The sequence below is a fragment of the Agrobacterium fabrum str. C58 genome, assembly GCF_000092025.1.
Classification (GTDB): Bacteria; Pseudomonadota; Alphaproteobacteria; order Rhizobiales; family Rhizobiaceae; genus Agrobacterium; species Agrobacterium fabrum.
Genome location: NC_003063.2, coordinates 738,066 through 759,092, shown reverse-complemented (window position 1 = coordinate 759,092; position 21,027 = coordinate 738,066). Strand labels below are relative to the sequence as shown.

The following is a 21,027-nucleotide window of genomic DNA, read 5'->3' as shown; positions in this document are numbered from 1 at the left end:
GGCTCCTCTCATCATATTTCAATCGCATTGTGCTCGTCGACGGGTGCGGCGGTTGCCTTCAGCGCATCGATGAAAGCCGCAAATGCCGCAAGGACCGGACGGTCGAACAGGACTTTTACGGGAAAATTGATCGCAAATTCTCTCCGCACCCGGTTGACGACCCTGGCCGCCAGAAGCGAGTGGCCGCCGAGGTCGAAGAAATTATCGGTGTTGCGCTGGGCGTCAACTTTCAGAACCTCTGCCCAGATACGGGCAATCCTTTTTTCCGTTTCCGTCCAGGCGGTAGCGGGAAGGGGCTGATCACTAGGTGTTTCCGTCCCCGAAGGCAGCGCGGGCTTGGCGAGATTGGCCGTCCTTGCGTCCTCAGCGGAAACGTGTGGAACCATTGCAATGCCGCCGGCCATCTCGCCGATTGTCGCGCCAAGCTCATGTAGAAATGCCTCCGTCTCCTGCTCGGCAATGCGCCGTCTATCGTAGTGGGCAGAAATCGAAATCTTCGCGGCGTCGGCAACGGCAAACAGGGTGAGGGGATAGTGGGTCCATTCATCAACCTCGACGCCGGTCACGGCGAATGTCGCCTCCGCCGTAATATCCCGCGGCACCGGATAGTTTTCAAAGACCAGCAGGCAGTCGAAAAGATCGCCCCGCCCGGCCTGTATTTCGCGTAGCGGAAGATAGTCGTGCTCGGCACAGGCGGACTGGCGTTGCTGCAACCTTTGCAACCACGGGGCAAGAGAGCCATTTTCAACGTCGATGCAGACCGGCAGCGTGTTGATGAACAGGCCGACCATGTTTTCCACACCCTGGAGTTCGGGAGGTCGCCCGGCTGTCGTCGCACCGAAGACGACATGTCTGCTGCCGGTCTTGCGGGCGATGACGATGGCAAGCGCGGCCTGTAGCAGGATATTGGGGGTAATCCCCATGTCTCTGCACAGTTTTGCTGCCTGCGTGGAAACTGCGGGATCGCAGGTGAGGTGATGACTGGAGAAATCGGCCTCGCCGCCGGTGGCGTCGCGGGTCATCCTGCACGGCATCTCGATCTTCGTCGTGTAATCCGTCCAGAACGCACGCGTCGCCTCACGTTTCCTGCTTTTCAGCCAGGCAATATAATCCGCATAGGGCCGTGGTGCGGCCAGTGGCGGACGGGTTGAACCGCATCGTCTCTGATAGGTCCGGAAGGCGTCTTCGACAATGCGGCCCGCCGACCATCCGTCGAGAATGATATGGTGGTACTGAAGCACGAGACGCGAATTTTCGCCGCCGTAATCGATCCATTGCAGGCGGATCAGGGGAGCCGTCTTCAGATCGAAAGCCTGCCGCCGGTTGGTGGACAGAAGCGCGCCGAGGCGTTTTTGCCGCTCTTCCGCGTCGATACCTGACCAATCCAGTTGCGACCAGGCAAGGCCGGCATCGCTGTGGACCACCTGAAACGGTTCGTCCCTTTCTTCCCAGTGGAAGGTGGTGCGCAGAACCGCGTGGCGCGACACCATCTCGCTCCAGCAATCATGCATGATTTGCGGATCGACGGCGCCCCGCAGTTGAAGGACGATCTGCGGCACGTAGACGCCTTCGTCGGGGGTGGCGATGGAGTGGAACAGCAATCCTTCCTGCATGGGTGACAGCGGATAGATGTTTTCGATAGCCGAGCGGCGGCGGCTTTCAAGCGGGCGATTGTCCATTGTGTCAGAAGCTCTTTAGCAGATTGTCGAGTTCGTCCTGACCGAGATCCATCAGCGGGAAATCAGAAGGGCTGAAACCCGCACCTGAACCGGTGAGGCAATGCTGGATCAGCGTTTCAAGATTGTCCCGGAAATGGTCCGCCAGCGTCCTGATAGTGTCTTCGGAATGCAGTTGCGCCCCATAGACCCACTGCAATTGCAACTCACCGCGCACGACCATGGCGTTGATCTCGAGGATCGTATCACGCGGGTTGGCGGCACCGTACATCGGGCCGGATGTGATGCCTGAAGGCGCAAACAGGCTATCTATTGCGAACATGGCATCCATCTGGCCGAGATAGTTGAAGCGGAGCTGCGGTTTGCCATAGTCCAAATGCTCAGCCTTGTTGCGGAGATATTTCAGAACACCGAAACCGACGCCGTTATTGGGAATTCGCCGCAACGTATCCTTGACGTCGAGAAGCAGGCGGTCTGGTGTTGCGTCATCCGGCGTATCGAACAACACGGGATAAAGCGCGGTCAGCCATCCCACCGTTTCGGAAACGTCGATATCCTCGAACAGGTTCAGTCTGCCGTGGCTTTCCATTTCTAGCCGCAGGCGTGGCTGGCCGCTCCACTGCCGCAGCGTCAGATAAAGGGCTGCGACCAGAACCTCGTTCGAGGCGATGCTGAAGCATTCCGGTACATCCCGAAGCAGTTGCCTCGTCGTCTCGGCATCGATCGTCTGTCGGTACGTCACCGCATCCGATTGAGTATTGCTTCCACTCTCGTTGTCGAGCGGCAGCGCCCGGACGTCTTCCTCGCAGACGCCGCGCCAATATTCCTCCTCGCCGTCAAAAAGCGCCGACCGTGAAAGCCGGCTGTTCCAGCTGCCAGCCGCGACTGCGCCGGACCGAATGGTGCTGGCCTCCAGATAATGCCGCTCGATATCCGCAACGATCATTCGCCAGGACACGCCATCGACGATGAGGTGATGGGCTGCGAGGATAAGGCGGCCGGAGCCATCAGGCAATGTCGCCAGGATCGCGCCGAAGAGAGGCCCGGCACCAAGATCGAAACCGGCATGAAGCTTTCTGGCAAAATCTGTGACGTCGTTCTCATCTGTGGCGGCCAGTTGCTGCATCGGCGGCATTGCCGAAAGAGGGGCGAATTTCTGTTGCCATTGCCCATTTTTGCGCAAGAATCGGGCGCGCAGCGACTGATGCTCCTCGAGTAGCCTTGAAATCGCCTTTTCGAGCCGGTCGGGATCGAGAGATCGGGTAAGCTTCAGGATCAATCCCTGGTTCCAGTGGGCAAGATCGGGCAGGTCCTGATCCAGCAGCCAGTGCTGTATCGCCCCGAGCGTAGCTTCATCATCGGCATGACCGGTCCCGACTGTCACAGTGCTTTCCACGTGTGTCACTTCCGCGAGCGATGCGAGCGTGGGATGCAGGAAGACGTCGCGCGGGGTCATCTTCAACCCCTTCTGGCGGGCCTGTGAAACCAGCTGGATGGCAAGGATGGAATCGCCGCCAAGCGAGAAGAAATTGTCGTTTCGCCGGATGTCTCCACAGCCGAGCAAGCCTTGCCATATCTGCGCCAGCACGTCCTCCTGGTCATTGAGCAGACTTGCGGTTTCCGTGGCGCGTTCGCCATAGGCTGCGGGATCCGGCAATGCGGATCGGTCCAGCTTGCCGTTCGGCAGGCGCGGAAGCGCATCGAGCCTGGTTGCAAGGACGGGAATGAAGTGCTCGGGCAAGCGTTGCCTGAGGGTTGCGACAAGTTTGGTGATCTCCAGTGCGGGATCGCCGGCAATCCACATCGCCAGCCGCGGATGATTGGCGGCGTCGCGCCAGAGCCCGGCAACCGCCTCATGTACCCCTTCCTGCTGCAGCAATACGGCCTCAATTTCACCCGGCTCGATGCGAAAACCGTTCAGCTTCAGCTGCCGGTCGGCGCGTCCCATGTAATCGAGACCGCCATCATCGCGCCTGCGCACGATATCACCGGTCTGGTACATGACGCGGTGCTGGCTGCAGTCGGCAAAGGGATTGGGCAGAAAACGCTCGGCGGTCTGGCCGGGCCGGTTCCAGTAGCCGCGCGCCAATCCGCTGCCGGACAGGAACAGTTCGCCGGGCACCCCAACCGGCACCTCGTTCATCTCGCCGTCGAGCACATAGGCGCGGGTATTGGCAATCGGCACGCCGATGCCGAACCATTCGCCCGATGGAGGCACCGGGGCCACCGTCGAATAGGTGGTGTCCTCCGAGGGACCGTAGAGGTTATAGAGGCATTCCACCTGGTCGTTGGCGTAAATCCGCGCGACAAGTTCACGCGGCAGCGGCTCTCCCGCCAGACACACTGTTTTCACGTTCTGCGGCAGAGGGCCGAGTTTGAGCAGTTCCGACATCGGCGTCGGAACGGTGTTCACCAGCGTTACTTCACCTGCAAATGGCGCGCTTGGGAAAGCGAAGAGATCATCGACCATGAAGATGCGCCCGCCCGCTGCAAGCGTCGCAAATATTTCGAAGATCGAAAGATCAAAGCAGATCGAGGTGGAAGCGAGCACGCCGGACAGCTGATCCTTCGTAAAGGCGTGCATGCACCATTGCATGAAAGCAACGGCGTTGCGATGTTCGATGGCCACGCCCTTCGGCCTGCCCGTCGAACCTGATGTGTAGATGAGGTAGGCAAGATCGGCTCCTGACGTCACCGGCGTGGGAACGGCTCCACCTGCCAGATTTTCCACCATACCGGGCGTCATGCAGCGGAAATTCTGTCCGATCGTTGAAATATCATTCTCGGTCGTGACCAGAATGAGCGCGAGATCGGCGTCCGCGGCGATGAATTCTATGCGGTCTGCGGGGTAACGCGGGTCGAGCGGCACATAGGCCGCGCCGGTGCGAAGCACTGCCAATATGGCAACCACCAGCTCCACGCTCCTTTCGAGGCGGATGCCGACTCGCTTTCCCCTGCCTATGCCGGCTGCGACGAGCCCGCTTGCAAGCCGGTCGGCTCTCCAGTCAAGTTCGGCATAGGACAGGCTCCGGTCCTGATCGGTAACGGCTATCGCCTGTGGGCTGGTCTCGGCACTTGCTGTCACAAAGTCGTGCAGGCAGCGCCGCTGCGGCTGAAATTCCGCATCCGTCTCGTTCCATTGCCGCAGCCTTTTCTGATGGTTGCCCGATACCAGTGACTGCCTGTCGAGTGGCAGTTCAGGTCGCTCAACGATTTTTTCGAGCAGGGCGACGAGGGCTTCGCCAAGCGATTCCATAGTTGCCCGGCGGAAAAGATCGCTGCGATATTCGAGGCGGCACGACAGTTCCTCTGCCGTTTCATGGATGAACAATGTCAGGTCCACGCGCGACGACGTGTCGGGAAGCGCCAGTCGGTCCCACTCCATGCCGGCGAGCGAGATGGCGCCGCGCCGGGTTTCGACGGTCGAGACGAGCATGGCTTGGAACAGCGGGTTGTGGCTCCATGTCCGCGGAAGCGACAGCGCATCCACCACTTTCTCAAACGGTGCGGTCTGGTTGGCGAAAGCGCTTAATGCCGTGTCGCGGGCTGCCTTCAGTGCTTCGTTGAAGTTTTCGCCGCCCTGCGTCTGCAACCGGATCGCCAGCGTATTGGCGAACATGCCGATAACGTTTTCCAGATCGGGATGGAACCGCTCGGAGACCGGTGTGCCGATGACGATATCGCGCATGCCGCTCACGCGCTGGAGCAGCGTCGAGAACGCTGTCAGCATTCCCATAAAAAGGGTAGCGCCTTGCTGGTCGCAGAGTTGGCGCAATCTTGCGAGCAAATCCGCATTGAGCGAGAAGCGGATGCTCTCGCCGGAGAAGCCCTGTATGGCGGGCCGCACAAAATCGGTAGGCAATTCCAGCAGTGGCGGAGCGCCGGCAAGCGTCCTGCGCCAGTAATCAACCTCATTCGTCGTGTCCTGTTCCCGTTGCCAGATTGCAAAATCCGAATATTGCAGCGGTAGCGCCCCGTTTGGCGGTGCTTCTTTCTTCGAGAGGGACGCGTAAAACGTCGCAACGTCGTTCAGCAGAATTTCGGCTGAAAGGGCGTCACCGATAATGTGGTGCAATAGGAAAAGCAGGACATGATCCTGCGGACCGGTGCGGAAGGCGTGAATGCGCAGGAGGGGTGCAACGGCAAGATCGAATGGCCGGCGCGCGCAATCGAGCAGGGCAGCCTCGAGTTCCCGGTCGCCGATCTCTTCCGGCACGATCTTGAATATCATCTCCGGGTCGGTCTCGACGAAGGGCTTGCCATCGACGGAGACGAAGCGGCTGCGCAGCGTATCCTGTCTTTGTGCCGTCAGTTCCAGCGCATGCGAGAGGATTTCGAAATCGAGCGCTCCCCTGATCTTCAGGGCAAACGGGATGTTGTAGAGCGGGCTGTCCGGTTCCAGCTGCGCAAGCGCCCATTGTCTGTTTTGTGCATGGGACAGCGGTGTTGGGCCAGTATGCTCGCGCTTGGACAGCGCGGACGAAACCGCTTCCGGCCTGCGTTCGGTCATGGCCACCAGAGCATCGACAGCACCGGCAAAATCCGCAAGCCGGGGTCTCTCAAAAAAGGTGCGCAGCGGCAGGTCGATGGCGAATGACGCCCGCAAACGCGCAAGCATCCGCGTCGCCAGCAGCGAATGGCCGCCCACCGTGAAGAAATTGTCGTCACGGCCGATCTTTTCCGCGCCGAGCAACTCACGCCATATGGCGGCGACAATTTGTTCGGTCCCTTCGAGCGGAGCGGTGTAGGCGGTTGACGATACGATCTGTTTTGGTCGCTCAAGCCGCTTGCGATCGATCTTGCCATTGGCGTTTAACGGAAAGCGGTCCATCCAGACATAGGCGGCGGGAAGCATGTAGGAGGGAAGCTGTGAGGCGAGCGCTGCGCGGAGTGCGTCCTCGTCCACTGGGCTTGTTCCGCGGCGGCAATAGGCGACGAGGGTGCCAGACCCTTCCTCGTCCTGAAAAAGCGCAACCACGGCCTGCTCGATGGATGGCTGTGCGGCAAGGATCGCCTCGATCTCGCTAAGTTCGATGCGGAATCCTCGAAGCTTGACCTGAAAATCGGCGCGACCAACATAAAGAAGGTGCCCGGCGGCGGAACGCCGCATCAGGTCACCGGTTCGGTAGAGTCTCGATCTCTCGCCTCCGCCGTTCGAGCCCGCGGCCGGCCCTTCGACGAATGCACGCGACGTCAGGTCGTCCCGGTTGAAATAGCCGGGGCTCAGACCTTCGCCGCCGATATACAGCTCTCCGACAACGCCTGCCGGCACCGGCATCAGCGCGTCGTCGAGCAGATGAAGCTGCGTATTGGCGATCGGCTCGCCGACCGGCAGGGCGGGAAGCTCCAGATGTTCCGCGCATATGCGGGTGCATGTGGACCAGATGGTTGTTTCGGTCGGGCCGTAGAGGTTCCACAATTCGCCTCCGGCTGCCAGCAGGCGGCGGGCAAGGCCGGGCTCGAGCGCTTCGCCGCCGCAAAGCATCCTGAAACCCGCCGGAGCCTTCCAGTCCGCATCGGCCATCAGCCGCCATGTCGCAGGTGTCGCCTGCATCATCGTCGCGCTGTGGTTCCGGATAAGCTCTGAAAGCGCCATATCGTCATAGATGTCATCGGCTTCGGCAATAATCAGCAGGCCGCCGACCATAAGCGGCATCAGCAGCTCCAGCGTGGCGATATCAAAAGCCGGTGTGGTGACGGCAAGGAAACGATCTTCAGCCGACATGCCCGGCCGCCGCGCCATGCTGGTGAGAAGGTTGACCAGGCTTTTCTGTCTGATCGGGACGCCTTTCGGCCTGCCCGTCGAGCCTGAGGTATAGATGATATAGGCCAGGTCGTCGGGTAGCGTCTCGCGATGCGGGTTACCGAAGGAGCCGGTTGCACGCAGCAGGGGTTCAATCGCCATGCAGCCGCATGGATATGCCGTATCCTCACCCTCGCTGATGAGAATGATGTCTGGCTTGCAGTCCTCGAGAATGAGTGCGCGCCGCTCCGCCGGGTGTCCGGGGTCGAGAGGCACGTAATGGCCGCCCAGTTTGAGCACCGCGAGGATGGCGATGACGAGGTTTTCGGAACGCGGCAGGCAGATGGCGATGCGGGGATGAGGTTTGCTGTTGCCGATGCGATCACGCAAACCGGATGCCACCCGGTTGGCGGCTTCGTTGAGATCGCCGTGGGAATATTGCCGGTCGCCGCAGCGCACGGCCACGGACGAGCCGCGCACCTGTGCCGTCTCTTCCAGCAGCGATGCGAAATCTCTCAATGGAAAGGCAATGGTTGTCCGGTTCGCAGTCGCTATAGCCGCATGCTCCGTCTTGTCCAGCAGGTCGATTTCGGCGATGCGGCCGCCGGGGTTCGATACGAGCCCGCCGAGCAGTCTCAGGAAATAGGCAGAGAAGCGCGACACCGTTTCAGGCAGGAAGAGTTCCGTGTTGAACTCGAAAACCCCACTGAAACCTTCGTTTCCCCGTCCCTCGTGCATGTCGAGGCTGAGATCGAAACGCGAGGCGCCGGAATCGAGCGCGATCGGCGTGACCTTGATGTCGCCGAGATCGAAAGCTGCACCGGACGCATTGTGAAGCACGAAAGTCGATTGGAACAGGGCGTTATGGCCGATGTCACGCTCGACATTCAGTGCATCCACCACCTGCTCAAAGGGAACATCCTGGTTGGACAGCGCCTCAAGGGTCGTATCCCGAACCCTGTCGAGGAGCGTATCGAAGGTGTCATTTGGCTGTAGACGCGTCCGCAAGACGAGATTGTTGACGAACAACCCGATGAGATTGCGGGTCTGCGCCCGGTTCCGGTTCGATGCCGTCGTGCCGATGCAGATATCGTCCGATCTCGAAAGGCGGGCGAGCAGAATTTGATAGGCCGCCAGCAGCACCATGAATGTCGTCAGTTTCCGGCTTTTCGCCAGATCCTTGACGGCGCTGGAGAGGGCCGGCCCAAGGCGGAATTTGTGCCGGGCGCCTTGGAACGACTGCGTCACCGGCCGGGCGAAATCGAACGGGAGTTGAAGCAGCAGCGGTGCGTCACGAAGCTGTTCGCGCCAGTAGTCGATCTGGCCTGAAAGCGCCGCGGTGCCGTTGCGTTGCCATTCGGCATAATCGCGATACTGGATATCGAGTGCCGGCAGCTGGCCGATGGCTGGAGCTTCTGCTGCGCTATAAAGCCTGTAGACCTCATCGATCAGGATCTGCAACGAGGCGTAGTCGGAAATGATATGATGGATCACCATGACGAGAGTATGCTCGTCAGGTGCGACGGAGAACAGGCCGACGCGAAACAGCGGACCCTGCGAGAGATTGAACGGTTCCTGCGCGAAGCGGCCGATGGCGACATCGCGTGCGGCTTCGTCATCGCCCGGTTCATGAAAACTGAAGTCTGCCGTTGTTTGCGAAACGATGACCTGAAACGGCTCGCCGTCCTGAACCTCGAAAACTGTCCGCAGGCTTTCATGGCGCTGCACCACGATATCGAAGCAGATCCTAAGCCTGTCGCGGTCGAGCGGGCCTTCCAGCCTGATGGCCACGGGTATCGAATATGCGCCTGTGCCGGGCTGCATCTGCTCGACGAACCAGATACGTTCCTGGGCATGGCTCAGGCGGAAGTTCTTCTTTTCGGATGCCTGCTGTCCAGCCATCAGGCGCTGCAGAAGCTGCCGCTTTTCCTCCGGGGTCAGTCGGGAAATATCCATTGTGTTCACGTCTACTGGTCCTTTTGGCCGGAGAGCAGCTGCTCCAGCATCTTATCCACGTCATCATCGGAAAGGTCATTCACGGATGTCGGCGCAACGATCGGGGAGATACCGGTTTCCGCTTCGTCCGGCAGGGACGGTGAAAGTGAGCCGAGCAATTCCGACTGGGCTTTGACGGTGGTGGCGCCAAAGAGCTGGGCAAGCGTCAGGTGAACCGAAAATTCCTGCCTGATGCGCGACAGCAGCTGCATGATCGTCAGTGAATCGCCGCCGGCTTCGAAGAAATTGTCCTCCACGCCAGCGCTGTCGCTGGACAGGAGTTCGTGCCAGATCGCCAGAAGTGCGCTCTCGTTTTCGGTTGCCGGGGCAACGGTTTGGCGTGCCCTTCCGCCCGGCGCGGGCAGGGCCTGGCGGTCAACCTTGCCATTGGCGCTGAGAGGCAGTCGCTCCATGATCACGAATTCGCGCGGAACCATATAAGCGGGGAGTTTTCCGGCAAGAAAGGCGCGCAGCCGCTCCGAGAGGGTTTCACCCCGCATTTGCGCGGATGCCTGCCACTGTGTGCTCCAGGCGGGATCGATGGACCCGCCAGCCAGCACATAAAGCGGCTCCTCGTCTTCTTCGGTTGCCAGTGCCGATGCGATGGCGGTCAGATCGACGCCGCCCGCTGCGCAGAGGCCGATATCGAGACGCGGCGCATGCAGCATCATGGTCTGCGCCATATGACCGGCTTCCAGCAGGCAGAAGTCTCTGGACTTTTGCCCGTAGCTGCGCGCCATGGCTGCCGCGTGCCCGGTGAAAAGCACAAGGAAAGCGCATTGCCCGATAATATCGTCGCTCTTGCCGGCGATTGCCGCGATCTGTTCCTGCGAAGTGGCCGCCAGAAACTCCAGCCGATGTTCGGCGGGATGATGACGATACCAGCCGCCAGACAATCCTTCGACCCGGCCGTCTTGGACCAGAATATAAGTCTGAACCGGGTAAAGTCCCCCCGCAGACGGATAGAGGGTCTTTTTCAGCGGCGTTCCTGATATGTCGAAGGCCCGCACGCTGGCCAGGAGATGGCCGATTTTCTGAAGCTCCGTCGGAGCGTTCAAAAACCGGCGATGACTTTGCCGGGTGATCGCTTCGTGGAACAGGCCGTCCGGCGTGGGTAAATCCACGGTCCTTCCGGCATCGCCCAACCCGCCATTGCCTGACCGGCCGGCCTTCGCTTCCAGTTTGCCGATGAGGCTGCCTTTGGTATCCGGAACGATATAGGCGATGAGGGCAGGTGGCTGACCCATTGTCGTCACCACCGCTTCGGCGACATTTTCATTTTGCAGCAGCGCGGTCTCGATTTCTCCGAGCTCGATCCTGAAGCCGTTGACCTTCACCTGGAAATCTTCGCGCCCCAGAAACTCCAGCAATCCCTCCGGCCGCAGTCGTCCGAGATCGCCGGTTTCGTAAAGCAGAAGCGCGCCGTTTCCAGCTTCTTCTTCGTCCGCGAAACTGTCGGGGATGAAGCGTTCGGCGGTCAGTTGCGGCCGTCCCCAGTAACCGCGCGCAACACCGATGCCGCCGATAAACAGCCGGCCCGTGACCCATGGCGGGCAGGGACGCCCCTGATCGTCGAGGACATACCAACGCTGGTTCGCTAGAGGTTGGCCATAGGGGATGCTCGTCCAGTCCCGCAGCGCTTCTCCGATCGGGTGGAAAATCGACCAGATGGAGGCTTCGGTGGCTCCGCCAAGGCTGATCAGGTCAGCATCTGGCAATTGTGCTTTCAAGGCGGGAGGCAGGCTGACGGGAATCCAGTCTCCGCTCATCATGATCATGCGCAGGGGTGGCTTTTCCCGGAGCGCCGGCAGTTCGGCCAGCAGCAATTGCGCAAGGGCCGGCACCGAGTTCCAGACCGTCACCCGATGTTGCAGCAAAAGCTTCATCCAGCGGGCATTGTCCGACACTTCCTCGCGCACGGGAATGACGATGGCGCCGCCAACCGCAAGCGGACCGAATATATCGTAGACCGAAAGATCGAAACTCAGAGACGAGAGCGCGAAAACCCGGTCCTCGGCGGAGACGGCAAAGCGGCGATTGATGTCGAGGATCGTATTCAGCGCACCGCGATGGTCGATCATCACGCCTTTCGGTTTGCCGGTCGAGCCCGAGGTGAAGATGATGTAGGCGAGGTCCGATGGTGTGGTCGACGAGGGCGAAGGTCTTGCTCCGCCTTCTTCGGGAACCGCAATCACCCTTACCCGCTGCGGCCAGTCGCCGCCTTCGGCGATGACGAGATCGGCCGCCGTGTCTTCCACAAGCTCGAAACGCCGTTCCGCAGGCAGTTCGGGGTCAACAGGCACATAGGCTGCACCGCTTGCCAGAATGCCGAGGCAGGCGATCACCTGGTCTGCGCCCTTCGGCAGAGAAACGGCAACCCGGTCGTTCGGGCCGGCACCGGCCTTCTGCAGGCTTGCCGCCAGCGCCAGCGCGCGTTCGGCCACCTGTCCGTAGGTCAATTCGATACCCCCTGCGCAGACGGCGATCTTCTCAGGGCTTTCCGCAGCTCTCTCGAAAAACGCTTCATGCAGGAGCCGCGTGTCGTCAGGAAGCGCGATTTTCGCCCTGTTGTTGAGCGTCTCGAACGCCTGGCAATCAACGATATCAGGCTCGGTCTGCCATGCTGCATCGTCGTTCGCCAGTGCCCGCAGCAAGGTCTCATAGGCGGCAAACATCATGTCCAGCATGGATGGCGGGAAGAGTTCCTCGACCGCATCCCAGTTATAGACCAGCTCACCCTGGTCTTCGGAAACCTGATGGTCGAGATAGACCTGCGGTGTCTGGCTGACGCTATCCACTAGTCGCGTATCGAGACGCGGAGCGCTGTCGTCTCTCGATGCCTGACCCAGAACGCTGGTGAAAACCACGGGCATCAGGGCGCCGCCTGAGCGCCCGTTCTGTTTCGCCAGTTCGCGAAGCACGGAAACGCCGCTGAAAAGCCTGTGTTCCAGATCTTCCATCAGGCGCAGCTGAACCTGACGGGCGCGCGTGGTTAAGTCGGCGCGGGCCGAAAAATCGAGCCCCAGCAGGAGCGATGCCGTGAAGTCGCCGACGATCTTTTCCACATCCTGATGAACCGGTTCGCGATTGAAGACGGTGAGATTGAGGGTGAAATCCTGACGCCTGCTCCAGCGCGCCAGAACCTCCGCAAAGATCGTCATGATCGCGGCTGTCGGGGTCAGGCCGGCGCTCTGGGCCACATCCTTGAAACGCGACCAGTCTGTCGCGGCAAGCCGGCCCCGGCGACGCGTGAACCGCGGATGCTCTATCTGCGATGGATTGCATGCCAGCGGCAGATCCGGTGAGGCTGGCAGGGTAGCCATACGGGCAGACCAGTGCTCCCGTGCCCGCTCATAGGCCGCACTGTTATGCGCGGATTTTTCGAACAGAACGTAATCCCGGAATGTCAGTCCGATTTCGGGAAGCGCGCGTTTCTGCATGAGGGCGGCGAGCTCGGTGCCCATCAGTTTCAGCGACCAGGCGTCGCCGATGAGCACATCGAAACTGACGAACAGCCTCGTCGTCTTCCCATCGAGCCGGGCGGCTTCGATGTGAAACAGCGGCCAGTGATCTGCCTTGAAAATATTGTGCGACAGCCTGTTTCTGATGTCCGTCAAGCGGCTGGCGCGATCGACTGCATCACGCAGATCCGCCACCGGCAATGTATAGTGGGGAACGTCCGCCAGCACACGCTGCCGCCCATCGGTATCGACGATGGCGCGCAGCATGTCGTGGCGTGCGACAAGGGCGTTTATGGCGTTTTCGAGCGCATCGATATCGAGGTCGTCGATATCGAATTCCCGATAGCCATGGGAACCGACGCTGCCGAGTTCGAAGCCCTTGTTGCGACCGATCCAGTAGGCGTGCTGGATATCCGTCAGCGGAAACGGCTCATGGCGATCTTCAGGATCATGGACCACCGCGAGGCCGTCAATGTTAAGGGCTTCCTCAGCCTCATTCTCAAGCCGGTTTGCCAGTCCAGCGATTGTCGGTGTCTCGAAAATTGCCTTCAGCGGCAGTGAAACCCCGAAATCGGCCTTGATGCGGGCAATGATCCTGATGGCGAGAAGAGAATGCCCACCCATCTCGAAGAAGCTGCGCTCGACGTCGATCAGGCTCGTCTGAAGGACGTCCTGCCATATGGCTGCAAGCCGTTCCTCGATATGGTTTCGGGGTGCGGTGCCGCTACCGTCGGGCCCCTTGATTTCCAGTGCGCGCAGGGCGCTCCGGTCGATCTTGCCGTTCGGCAGATGTGGCATTGCCGGCAGGATGGTCCACAAGGCCGGAACGAGGTGGGAGGGCAGCTGCCTTGCAAGTGCGGCGCGGATGTCGTCCACCGTCAGTTGTCGGCCGGCATCCAGCGAAATATAGGCGGCCAGCTGGCGTTCCGGGCTTGCTTCATCGCCGATGACTGCGATGACCGCCTCGTTGACACCATCGATATCCTCGAGCTGGTGCTCGATCTCGCCGATCTCGATCCGCAGGCCCCTGATCTTGACCTGATTGTCGAGACGTCCATGGAATTCCAGCGCGCCATCGGCGCGGCGCCTGACCCGGTCGCCAGTGCGGTAGAGATAGGAGGATGACCGGCCGGAGAAAGCGTCCGGCACGAAACGCTCCGCCGTCTGGCTGGGGCGCCGCAGATATCCGCGCGTGACGCCGGCTCCGCCGAGATAAAGTTCGCCGGCAAGGCCGTCAGGCCGCAGACGCCCGGCCCGGTCGAGGACATAAGCTTGCGTTCCCGGCAGGGGAGCACCGATGGAAACCGTTTTCTCCCCGCTGACGGCGCGAACCATCGCGCCCGTGGAGTAAGTGGTATCTTCCGAAGGCCCGTAGAGATTGTGTATGCGCGCCTGCGGCGCCTTCTTCGCCAGCTCTTCGAGCAGGACCGGCGGCAGGGGCTCTCCGGCAAGATTGACAGCGCTAACGGATGTCGGAAGCGCGTCGTGGCGCAGATATTCGCGCAGCAGACTCGGAACGGTGTTGATGAGGCTGACTTCTACGACATGCTGCAAACGCGGCAAATCGAAGAGTGTGTTGGCCAGCACCACCTGGCCGCCGCAGGAGAGCGTGCCGAAAATCTCGAATATGGAGAGATCGAAGCAGACCGAGGTCGATGCCAGGACGCTCGCAAGCTCGTCACTGGTGAAGTTGTTGGCCGTCCATTGCATACGGGCGGCGGCATTCCCATGCGTGATCGCCACGCCCTTCGGTCGACCCGTCGACCCTGATGTATAGATGATGTAGGCAAGATCGGCCGGATCGCAGGCGTGAGCGGCGGAAAAGACCGCATCGGGCAGTTTACCGACCTCAAGGAGCATCAGATCGACCGTGGCATCGAATGCCAGCCGGTCGCTATCCGTCAACACGACCCTGATGGCCGCATCCTGCGCAATGAAGGCAAGCCTTTCGGACGGGTAGTCCGGATCGAGCGGCACATAGGCAGCGCCGGCTTTTAATACGCCAAACAGGGCAGCGATGAGATCCGGTGTACGCTGCATGCAGACGCCGACGATGGAGCCCCGGCCAAACCCGCTGGCGGCGAGCGCGGCGGCAATCGCATCGCTTCGCTGATCGAGCTCCCGATAGGTGAGCTTGCCATGTTCGCTGGCCACTGCGGATTTTTCCGGCGTGCGTGTCGCCTGCGCCGTCAGCATCTCGTGCAGGCACAGCCCGCTCTGTGTCAGCGCCTGGCCGGCGGACCGGCGGATTTGCTCCTGCTGCTCGTCGTCGCAAAGAAGAGAAAATTCCGACAGCCTGCGGGCGGGGTCCTCAGCGATCGTGCGCAATACATCTTCGAAACGCCGCCAGATCGTGGCGACCGTCTCTTCATTGAAAAGATCGGTTGCATATTCGATCTTGCCGCCGATATCGGGGTCATTGTCCTCGAGGTTGAAACGGATTTCGTTTTTTGCGGCACCGTCTGGCAGACGCAGGGTCTCGATGGCAAGACCGTCGAGTTCGGGCAACCTTGCCAGATTGTGCTGGAGGTCGAATTTGGCCTGAAACAGCGGCGTCATCTCGGACAGGGAGCGCTTCGGATTGAGAGCCTCGACGATCCGCTCATAAGGCACGTCCTGGTTTGCCAGGCCGGTGCGGACGGTCTCACTGACGCGCTGCAGCAGGCCGGAGAAATCCGGATTGCCCGCAAGATCGGTGCGCAGCACCAGCGTATTGACCAGGGGGCCGATCATCGCCTGGGTTTCCGGCCTGTCGCGGTTTGCGACTTCGCTGCCCACCACGATGTCGTCGCTGTCGCAATAGAGATGCAGCACCAGTTTGAAAGCGGAGAGCAGCAGGACGTAAAGGCTGACATTGTGCGCCCGTGCCAGCGCCCTCAGCTCTCCTGAAAGTGCCGGATCGACGGAGACTGCAAACTGCGCGCCGAGGAAACTTGCGATAGCCGGGCGCGGACGGTCGAATGGCAGGTCCAGAACCGGCAGATCCGTGCCGAGCGCCTTTTTCCAGTATGCGAGCTGGTTTTCGAGCACCGGGCCGCGCAGCATCTTTCCCTGCCAGATCGCCCAGTCGGCATATTGAACGCGAATGTCAGGCAGATGGTGTGATTGTCCTGTCCTGTCCTTGTAGAAGCCCGCGAGATCACGGGCGAGAACAGTCATGGACCAGCGGTCGCCGGCGATGTGGTGCAGCCCGACCGCCAGCAGATGATCTTCGGCGGAAAGACGAACCAGCATTACACGCAATTGCGGATGGCTGAGGTCATAGGGCACGGAGAGCCGCTGCAGGACGTGTTGACGGGCCGTGGCTTCGGCATCGCTGTCCTGTCCAAGGTCGAGGAATTCGATTTCCGCGTCGCCAGCCGCCAGAATATCCAGTTCCGGAAAGCCGTCTGCGCCGGGAACGAAGCGCGTTCGCAGCGGCTCATGCCGTTTTACGACATTCGCCAGCGCCTCTTCCAGCGCCGCCCTGTCGAGTTTCCCGCGAAACCGAAGGATGCTGCGCATGTTGTAAGCCGTGTTTTCAGGTTCAAGCTGCTGCATGAACCACAGGCGCTGCTGTGCAAAGGACAGGGGTCGTTCAACATCGCCTTCCTCACGTCCCGGAATGACGGTATCGAGAGCCGACTGATATCCCCGCTCGGCAAGACGCTGCTCTATGAGGCGACGGCGCTCGGGCGAAAGGTTCGCGAGTTTGGCGTAGAATTCGTTCATCGTGCTTCTGCTCCTCCAAGCGCGCTCTGGACTTCACTGTCGGAAAGGCCTTCGATTTCCATCAACAGCGCTGCCATCTCGTCCAGATCGCCTTCATCATGCATATGGGCGGTAATCATGCTGGCCACGCGGGCGACTGTCGGGTTTTCGAAGAGGAGTTCACGCATTTCGATCTTGACCGGGAATGTTTCCCGGAGCTTGGCGACAACACGGATGGCCAGAAGCGAGTGGCCGCCCAGCTCATAAAACCCGTCATCGACGCCGATCCCGCTCACGCCGATCATTTCTTCGAAAATGCCTGCCACCGTGGTTTCGGTGTGGGTGCGCGGGGCGATGAAGGGTGTGGACATCGCCGGCCTTGCACGACCCGAAACCGGTACTTTCGACAGCTGCGCCTTCTTGCCCGCCGTTGGTGCCACGGTGATGTCGCTGCGCGAAAGCATCGTTGTGCCGGTAATGCCGTTCTCGATGATCTTTCTCGTCAGGTCCCAGGCATCATCGGAGGCAACCGCATAGGCGTTGGTATCGAGTGAGGAGCGTTTACCGGCGGCCAGCACATCGATGAGCGGATAACCAATGGCGAACCAGGGCATTCTTGCGCTGCGCGACTGGGCGGCCACAAGCAGCTCCACCGCCTGATATCCCGATGTATAGGCGGCGAGCCCGACGCCGCCGATGACGGTTGCAAGCGATGACTGGATGCAGCAGAAACCTGCCCGCCTTTGCTCCATCGCCTCTATCAGCGCCCGCAGGGGCGCGATGCGGACCGCTTCATTGTAGCTGAGATGCGTCTCGTCCATCATCGAAAGCGGCGCTGCCGCCTGCCGGTTCGCCTGCGGCATGCTCAGAAAAATTCCGTCGATCCGGCCGTGCATCGACACCACCTCATCGAGTGCCGCGCCAAGGGCAGCCGGATCATTGCAGTCGATCTGGCGTGTATCGATAGCTGCGTCTGACTGAATCGCGGTTTCCGCATCCTCGACCGGTTGCAGAACCGACAGGCGTGTGCCGGATATTTTCGCCAGATGATCCAGCCAGACGGTGCCGACACCTTCGGCGATATTGCCGATCACGACATAGACGCCGTTCTTTTTCAGCCGGGCCGACGCCTGTGGTTCAGGCAGATCGAGCGGCGCAAAGCCATGCGACCACCGATGTGGGCCCCTTATGGCAACCACCGCGCCGGTTCCGTTAAATTCCGCCAGAAGGCGATCTGCGATCGCCTGATCCGCCATGTCCTGCGCGACCATGATATCGATGTGCCTGCAGGTCAGGTCTTCATATTCCTGACCGGCAACCTTCAGAATGCCCGGCAGCTGGGACTGCAGGTCGTCGAGGCTCTCCAGCCCGGTAACATCCGCTGCTCCATTGGTCACCAGCGTCAGCTTGCCCTTATGCCCCTGTGCGGTGAGAGCCCGCACCAGATTGAGCAGGGCCTCAATTTCGTCCCGCCGGCCAGGCTTCAGGGGCCACAGATAAAGGATGTCCTGCGGCAGGGCCCCGCGCTCGCTCAGGGTCTCGAGCAGCTGGGCAAAGTCCGCCGCGGTATGTCCGGCAAGGCTGAAGCAGCGGAAATCGCACTCGTCAAACCTGTCACCCGCAATGGCGCGATAGACCTGAGCGCCGGCGCCTTCCAGCCGTGCGGCGAGGGATTTGCCGATGCGTCCTTCATCGAGGATCAGTACACGGCGGTTTCTGCAATCCGCCGGGGTTGCGGGTGAAAGGCGCTGCCATGTCGGACGATAGATTCTGGCGCTGTCGACGGGGGTGGTGATAGGCGCCTGATTTTCTGCCGTCTCAGCGGAAATCCAGTAGCGCTGCCCCTGAAACGGATAGGTGGCGAGCGGCACGCGAGCGCCTTCGGGCGATACGGCCTGCCAGTCGAGCTGCCCGCCGGTCCGCCAGTAATCGCCGAGCGCTGCAAGATACTGGCTCGTCTCGTTTTCCGGTCTGGAACGGCCAAGGCAGGGTATGATCCGGTCGGCCGCGATAGCGTGTTCGCGGATGAGGCCTGACAGTGCCGAGCCCGGTCCTGCCTCGATGAAGACGGCGTTGTCGATGCCGAAAAGGGTTCGCATCCCCTCGTCGAAACGCACGGTCTGTTCCAGATGTGCGGCCCAGTAGTTCGGATCCGTCGCCTGCGAAGGGCTCAGCCAGGTTCCCGTCACGTTGGAAATCATCGCAATGGATGGCGGGGAAAGCCTGACATGTCGCAATTCTTCCAGATAGCGCGCTGCGGCCTGCGCCATCATCGGCGAATGGAACGCATGTCCGGTCTTAAGCCGTCGGGTCGCGTAGCGGGCCTGTTTGAGTTCCGTTTCGAGCCTTGTTATGGCGTCCATGCTGCCTGAAACGACGCTGAGGCCCGGCGCATTGCTGGCCGCAAGGGCAATGTCTGCGCCAAGCCACCGGTCTATCGGTGCATCGGGATGGACCACAGCAAGCATTGCGCCCGGGGCGGCCTGTTGCATCAACCGGCCGCGCGCCACCACAAGCGAAAGTGCCGTATCGAGATCGAAGACGCCCGCCAGGCAGGCGGCCACATATTCGCCGATGCTGTGGCCATGGAGCGCCTGCGGTATCACACCCTGCGCCATCCAAGCCTTTGCAAGGGCATATTCCACGGCAAACAGCGCCGGCTGGGCAAATTCCGTATTCTGGATATCCTCATGTCCGGCAAAGAGATCAGCGCGGAAATCGCGTTGCATGATCTTCGAAAGACGATCCGCGCAGGCATCGAAAGGCGCGCGGAAAAGCTCCAGCCGCTCGTAGAGATCCTTGCCCATTCCGGCATATTGGCTTCCCTGTCCGGGAAACAGGAAAACCGGTGACGGCGTGCTGCCGACAATGGATGGTTTTTGCGCAGCAAGACGGTGCAGTTCCGCCGCGGCTGACGCCACATCATCGGCAACCAGCGACTGGCGATGGCTGAAAGCCTTCCGGCCATGACGAAGCGTGAAGGCAATATCCTCCAGCGCAAGTTCCGGATTTGCCTCGAATGCCTTCGCATGCGCCGCAAGCAGTGCCGAGAGCGCCGTTGCATTGCGCGCTGAAAATACCAGAAGCTGCGGCAATGCCGGTTGCGCCTTGGCGCACGCGCTTGCGCCAGCCGGTGCCTCTTCCAGCACCACATGCGCATTCGTTCCGCCGATACCGAGAGAACTAATGCCGGCTCTCCGGGGGCTTTCCAAGGCTGTCCAGTCCCGCAGTACGGTATTCACCGCAAAGGGGCTCGCCGGGAAGTCGATCTTCGCGTTTGCCTGTCTGAAATGAAGGCTTGCGGGAATTCTGCCGTGCTTGAGGCAAAGCACGGTCTTGATGAAGCCCGCAATGCCTGCGGCCGTATCGAGGTGGCCGATATTGGTTTTCACCGAACCGATGGCGCAATATCCGCTGCGCGGCGTGGTCTTGCGAAAAGCCTGCGTCAGCGCCGCTATCTCGATGGGGTCTCCCAGCGATGTTCCCGTGCCATGCGCCTCGATATAACCGATGGAATCGGCCGATATTCCTGCAGCCGCATGGGCCTCGCTGATGACCAAGGCCTGGCTGTCCACCTGCGGGGCGGTAAAGCTCGCCTTCAGCGCGCCGTCATTGTTGATGGCCGAACCGATGATGACGGCGTCGATCGTATCGCCGTCTGCAAGCGCATCTTCAAGACGCTTGAGCACGACAACGCCGACGCCGCTGCCTGGAACGGTTCCGGCGGCATCGGTATCAAACGCCCGGCAATGCCCGTCAGGAGACAATATTCCGCCTTCGCGCGCCACATATCCATGCGAACGGGAAACGGTGACGCCGCCCGCGAGCGCAATATCGCATTCGCCTGCAATGAGGCTTTGCGCGGCGACATGCACGGCAACCAGCGACGAGGAGCAGGCTGTCTGCACTGTCATGGCCGGACCGCGCAGATTGAGCTTGTAAGCCGTGCGCGTCGCCAAAAAATCCTTGTCGTTGGCCACGAACAGTTCAAACGGGCTGATCGACTGACGCACCGCGGCATTGGCGTGCAGGTTCAGAAGATAGGTATTGAAGCCGCTCGAGGCATAGACGCCGATGGAACCGTCGAAGGTGTCGCCCTGATATCCGGCGCGCTCCAGCGCCGCCCAGGCGCATTCGAGAAACAGGCGCTGCTGCGGGTCGAGAATCTCCGCCTCGCTGGGGCTGTAACCGAAAAATTCGGCGTCGAACTGGTCAGCCCCCTCCAGCGGTGCCGAAGCCCGCACGAAATCCGGATCCGCAAGCTGCTCGGGCGGAACACCCAGCGCGATGAGTTCCTCGTCGGTCCATTGCTTGACCGACTCCCGGCCGTGAACCAGATTATCCCAGAAGCTCTCGATGTCAGAGGCTCCCGGAAAGCGGCCTGCCATACCGATGACGGCGACCCGAAAGGCGTTCCGATCCTGGTTTGAAGCGCTGGTATAGTCGGACATGGGCAGTTCTC

4 protein-coding genes are annotated in these 21,027 nt (G+C 60.8%); all 4 read right to left on the bottom strand.

Translation table 11 applies throughout. The annotated features are described in order from the left end of the window. Positions 1–11: 11 nt before the first annotated feature. Genes ATU_RS17090 through ATU_RS17075 form a run of 4 tightly spaced genes read right to left on the bottom strand, consistent with a single transcriptional unit; the run spans position 12 to position 21,016 of the window. Positions 12–1,679, bottom strand: coding sequence for a condensation domain-containing protein (locus tag ATU_RS17090; protein ID WP_010973249.1), 1,668 nt, complete (start codon positions 1,677–1,679; stop codon positions 12–14). Positions 1,680–1,683: 4 nt separating this feature from the next. Beyond that, entirely contained in the window at positions 1,684–9,375 is a 7,692-nt protein-coding gene (locus ATU_RS17085) for a non-ribosomal peptide synthetase (protein ID WP_010973248.1), read from the bottom strand. An 11-nt stretch (positions 9,376–9,386) separates the two neighbouring features. Beyond that, positions 9,387–16,586, bottom strand: a complete 7,200-nt coding sequence (locus ATU_RS17080) for a non-ribosomal peptide synthetase (RefSeq protein ID WP_010973247.1) — start codon at positions 16,584–16,586, stop codon at positions 9,387–9,389. Beyond that, positions 16,583–21,016 (bottom strand): type I polyketide synthase, encoded by a 4,434-nt coding sequence (locus ATU_RS17075; RefSeq protein ID WP_010973246.1) that lies wholly within the window; start codon positions 21,014–21,016, stop codon positions 16,583–16,585. Before ATU_RS17075 ends, ATU_RS17080 begins: the two co-directional genes overlap by 4 nt. Between the last annotated feature and the right edge of the window lie 11 nt (positions 21,017–21,027).

What these genes read in the sequence shown, in the direction of transcription:
- ATU_RS17090 (WP_010973249.1), bottom strand. Translation starts at nt 1,679, where the DNA reads ATGGACAATCGCCCGCTTGAAAGCCGCCGCCGCTCGGCTATCGAAAAC.
- ATU_RS17085 (WP_010973248.1), bottom strand. Translation starts at nt 9,375, where the DNA reads ATGGATATTTCCCGACTGACCCCGGAGGAAAAGCGGCAGCTTCTGCAG.
- ATU_RS17080 (WP_010973247.1), bottom strand. Translation starts at nt 16,586, where the DNA reads ATGAACGAATTCTACGCCAAACTCGCGAACCTTTCGCCCGAGCGCCGT.
- ATU_RS17075 (WP_010973246.1), bottom strand. Translation starts at nt 21,016, where the DNA reads ATGTCCGACTATACCAGCGCTTCAAACCAGGATCGGAACGCCTTTCGG.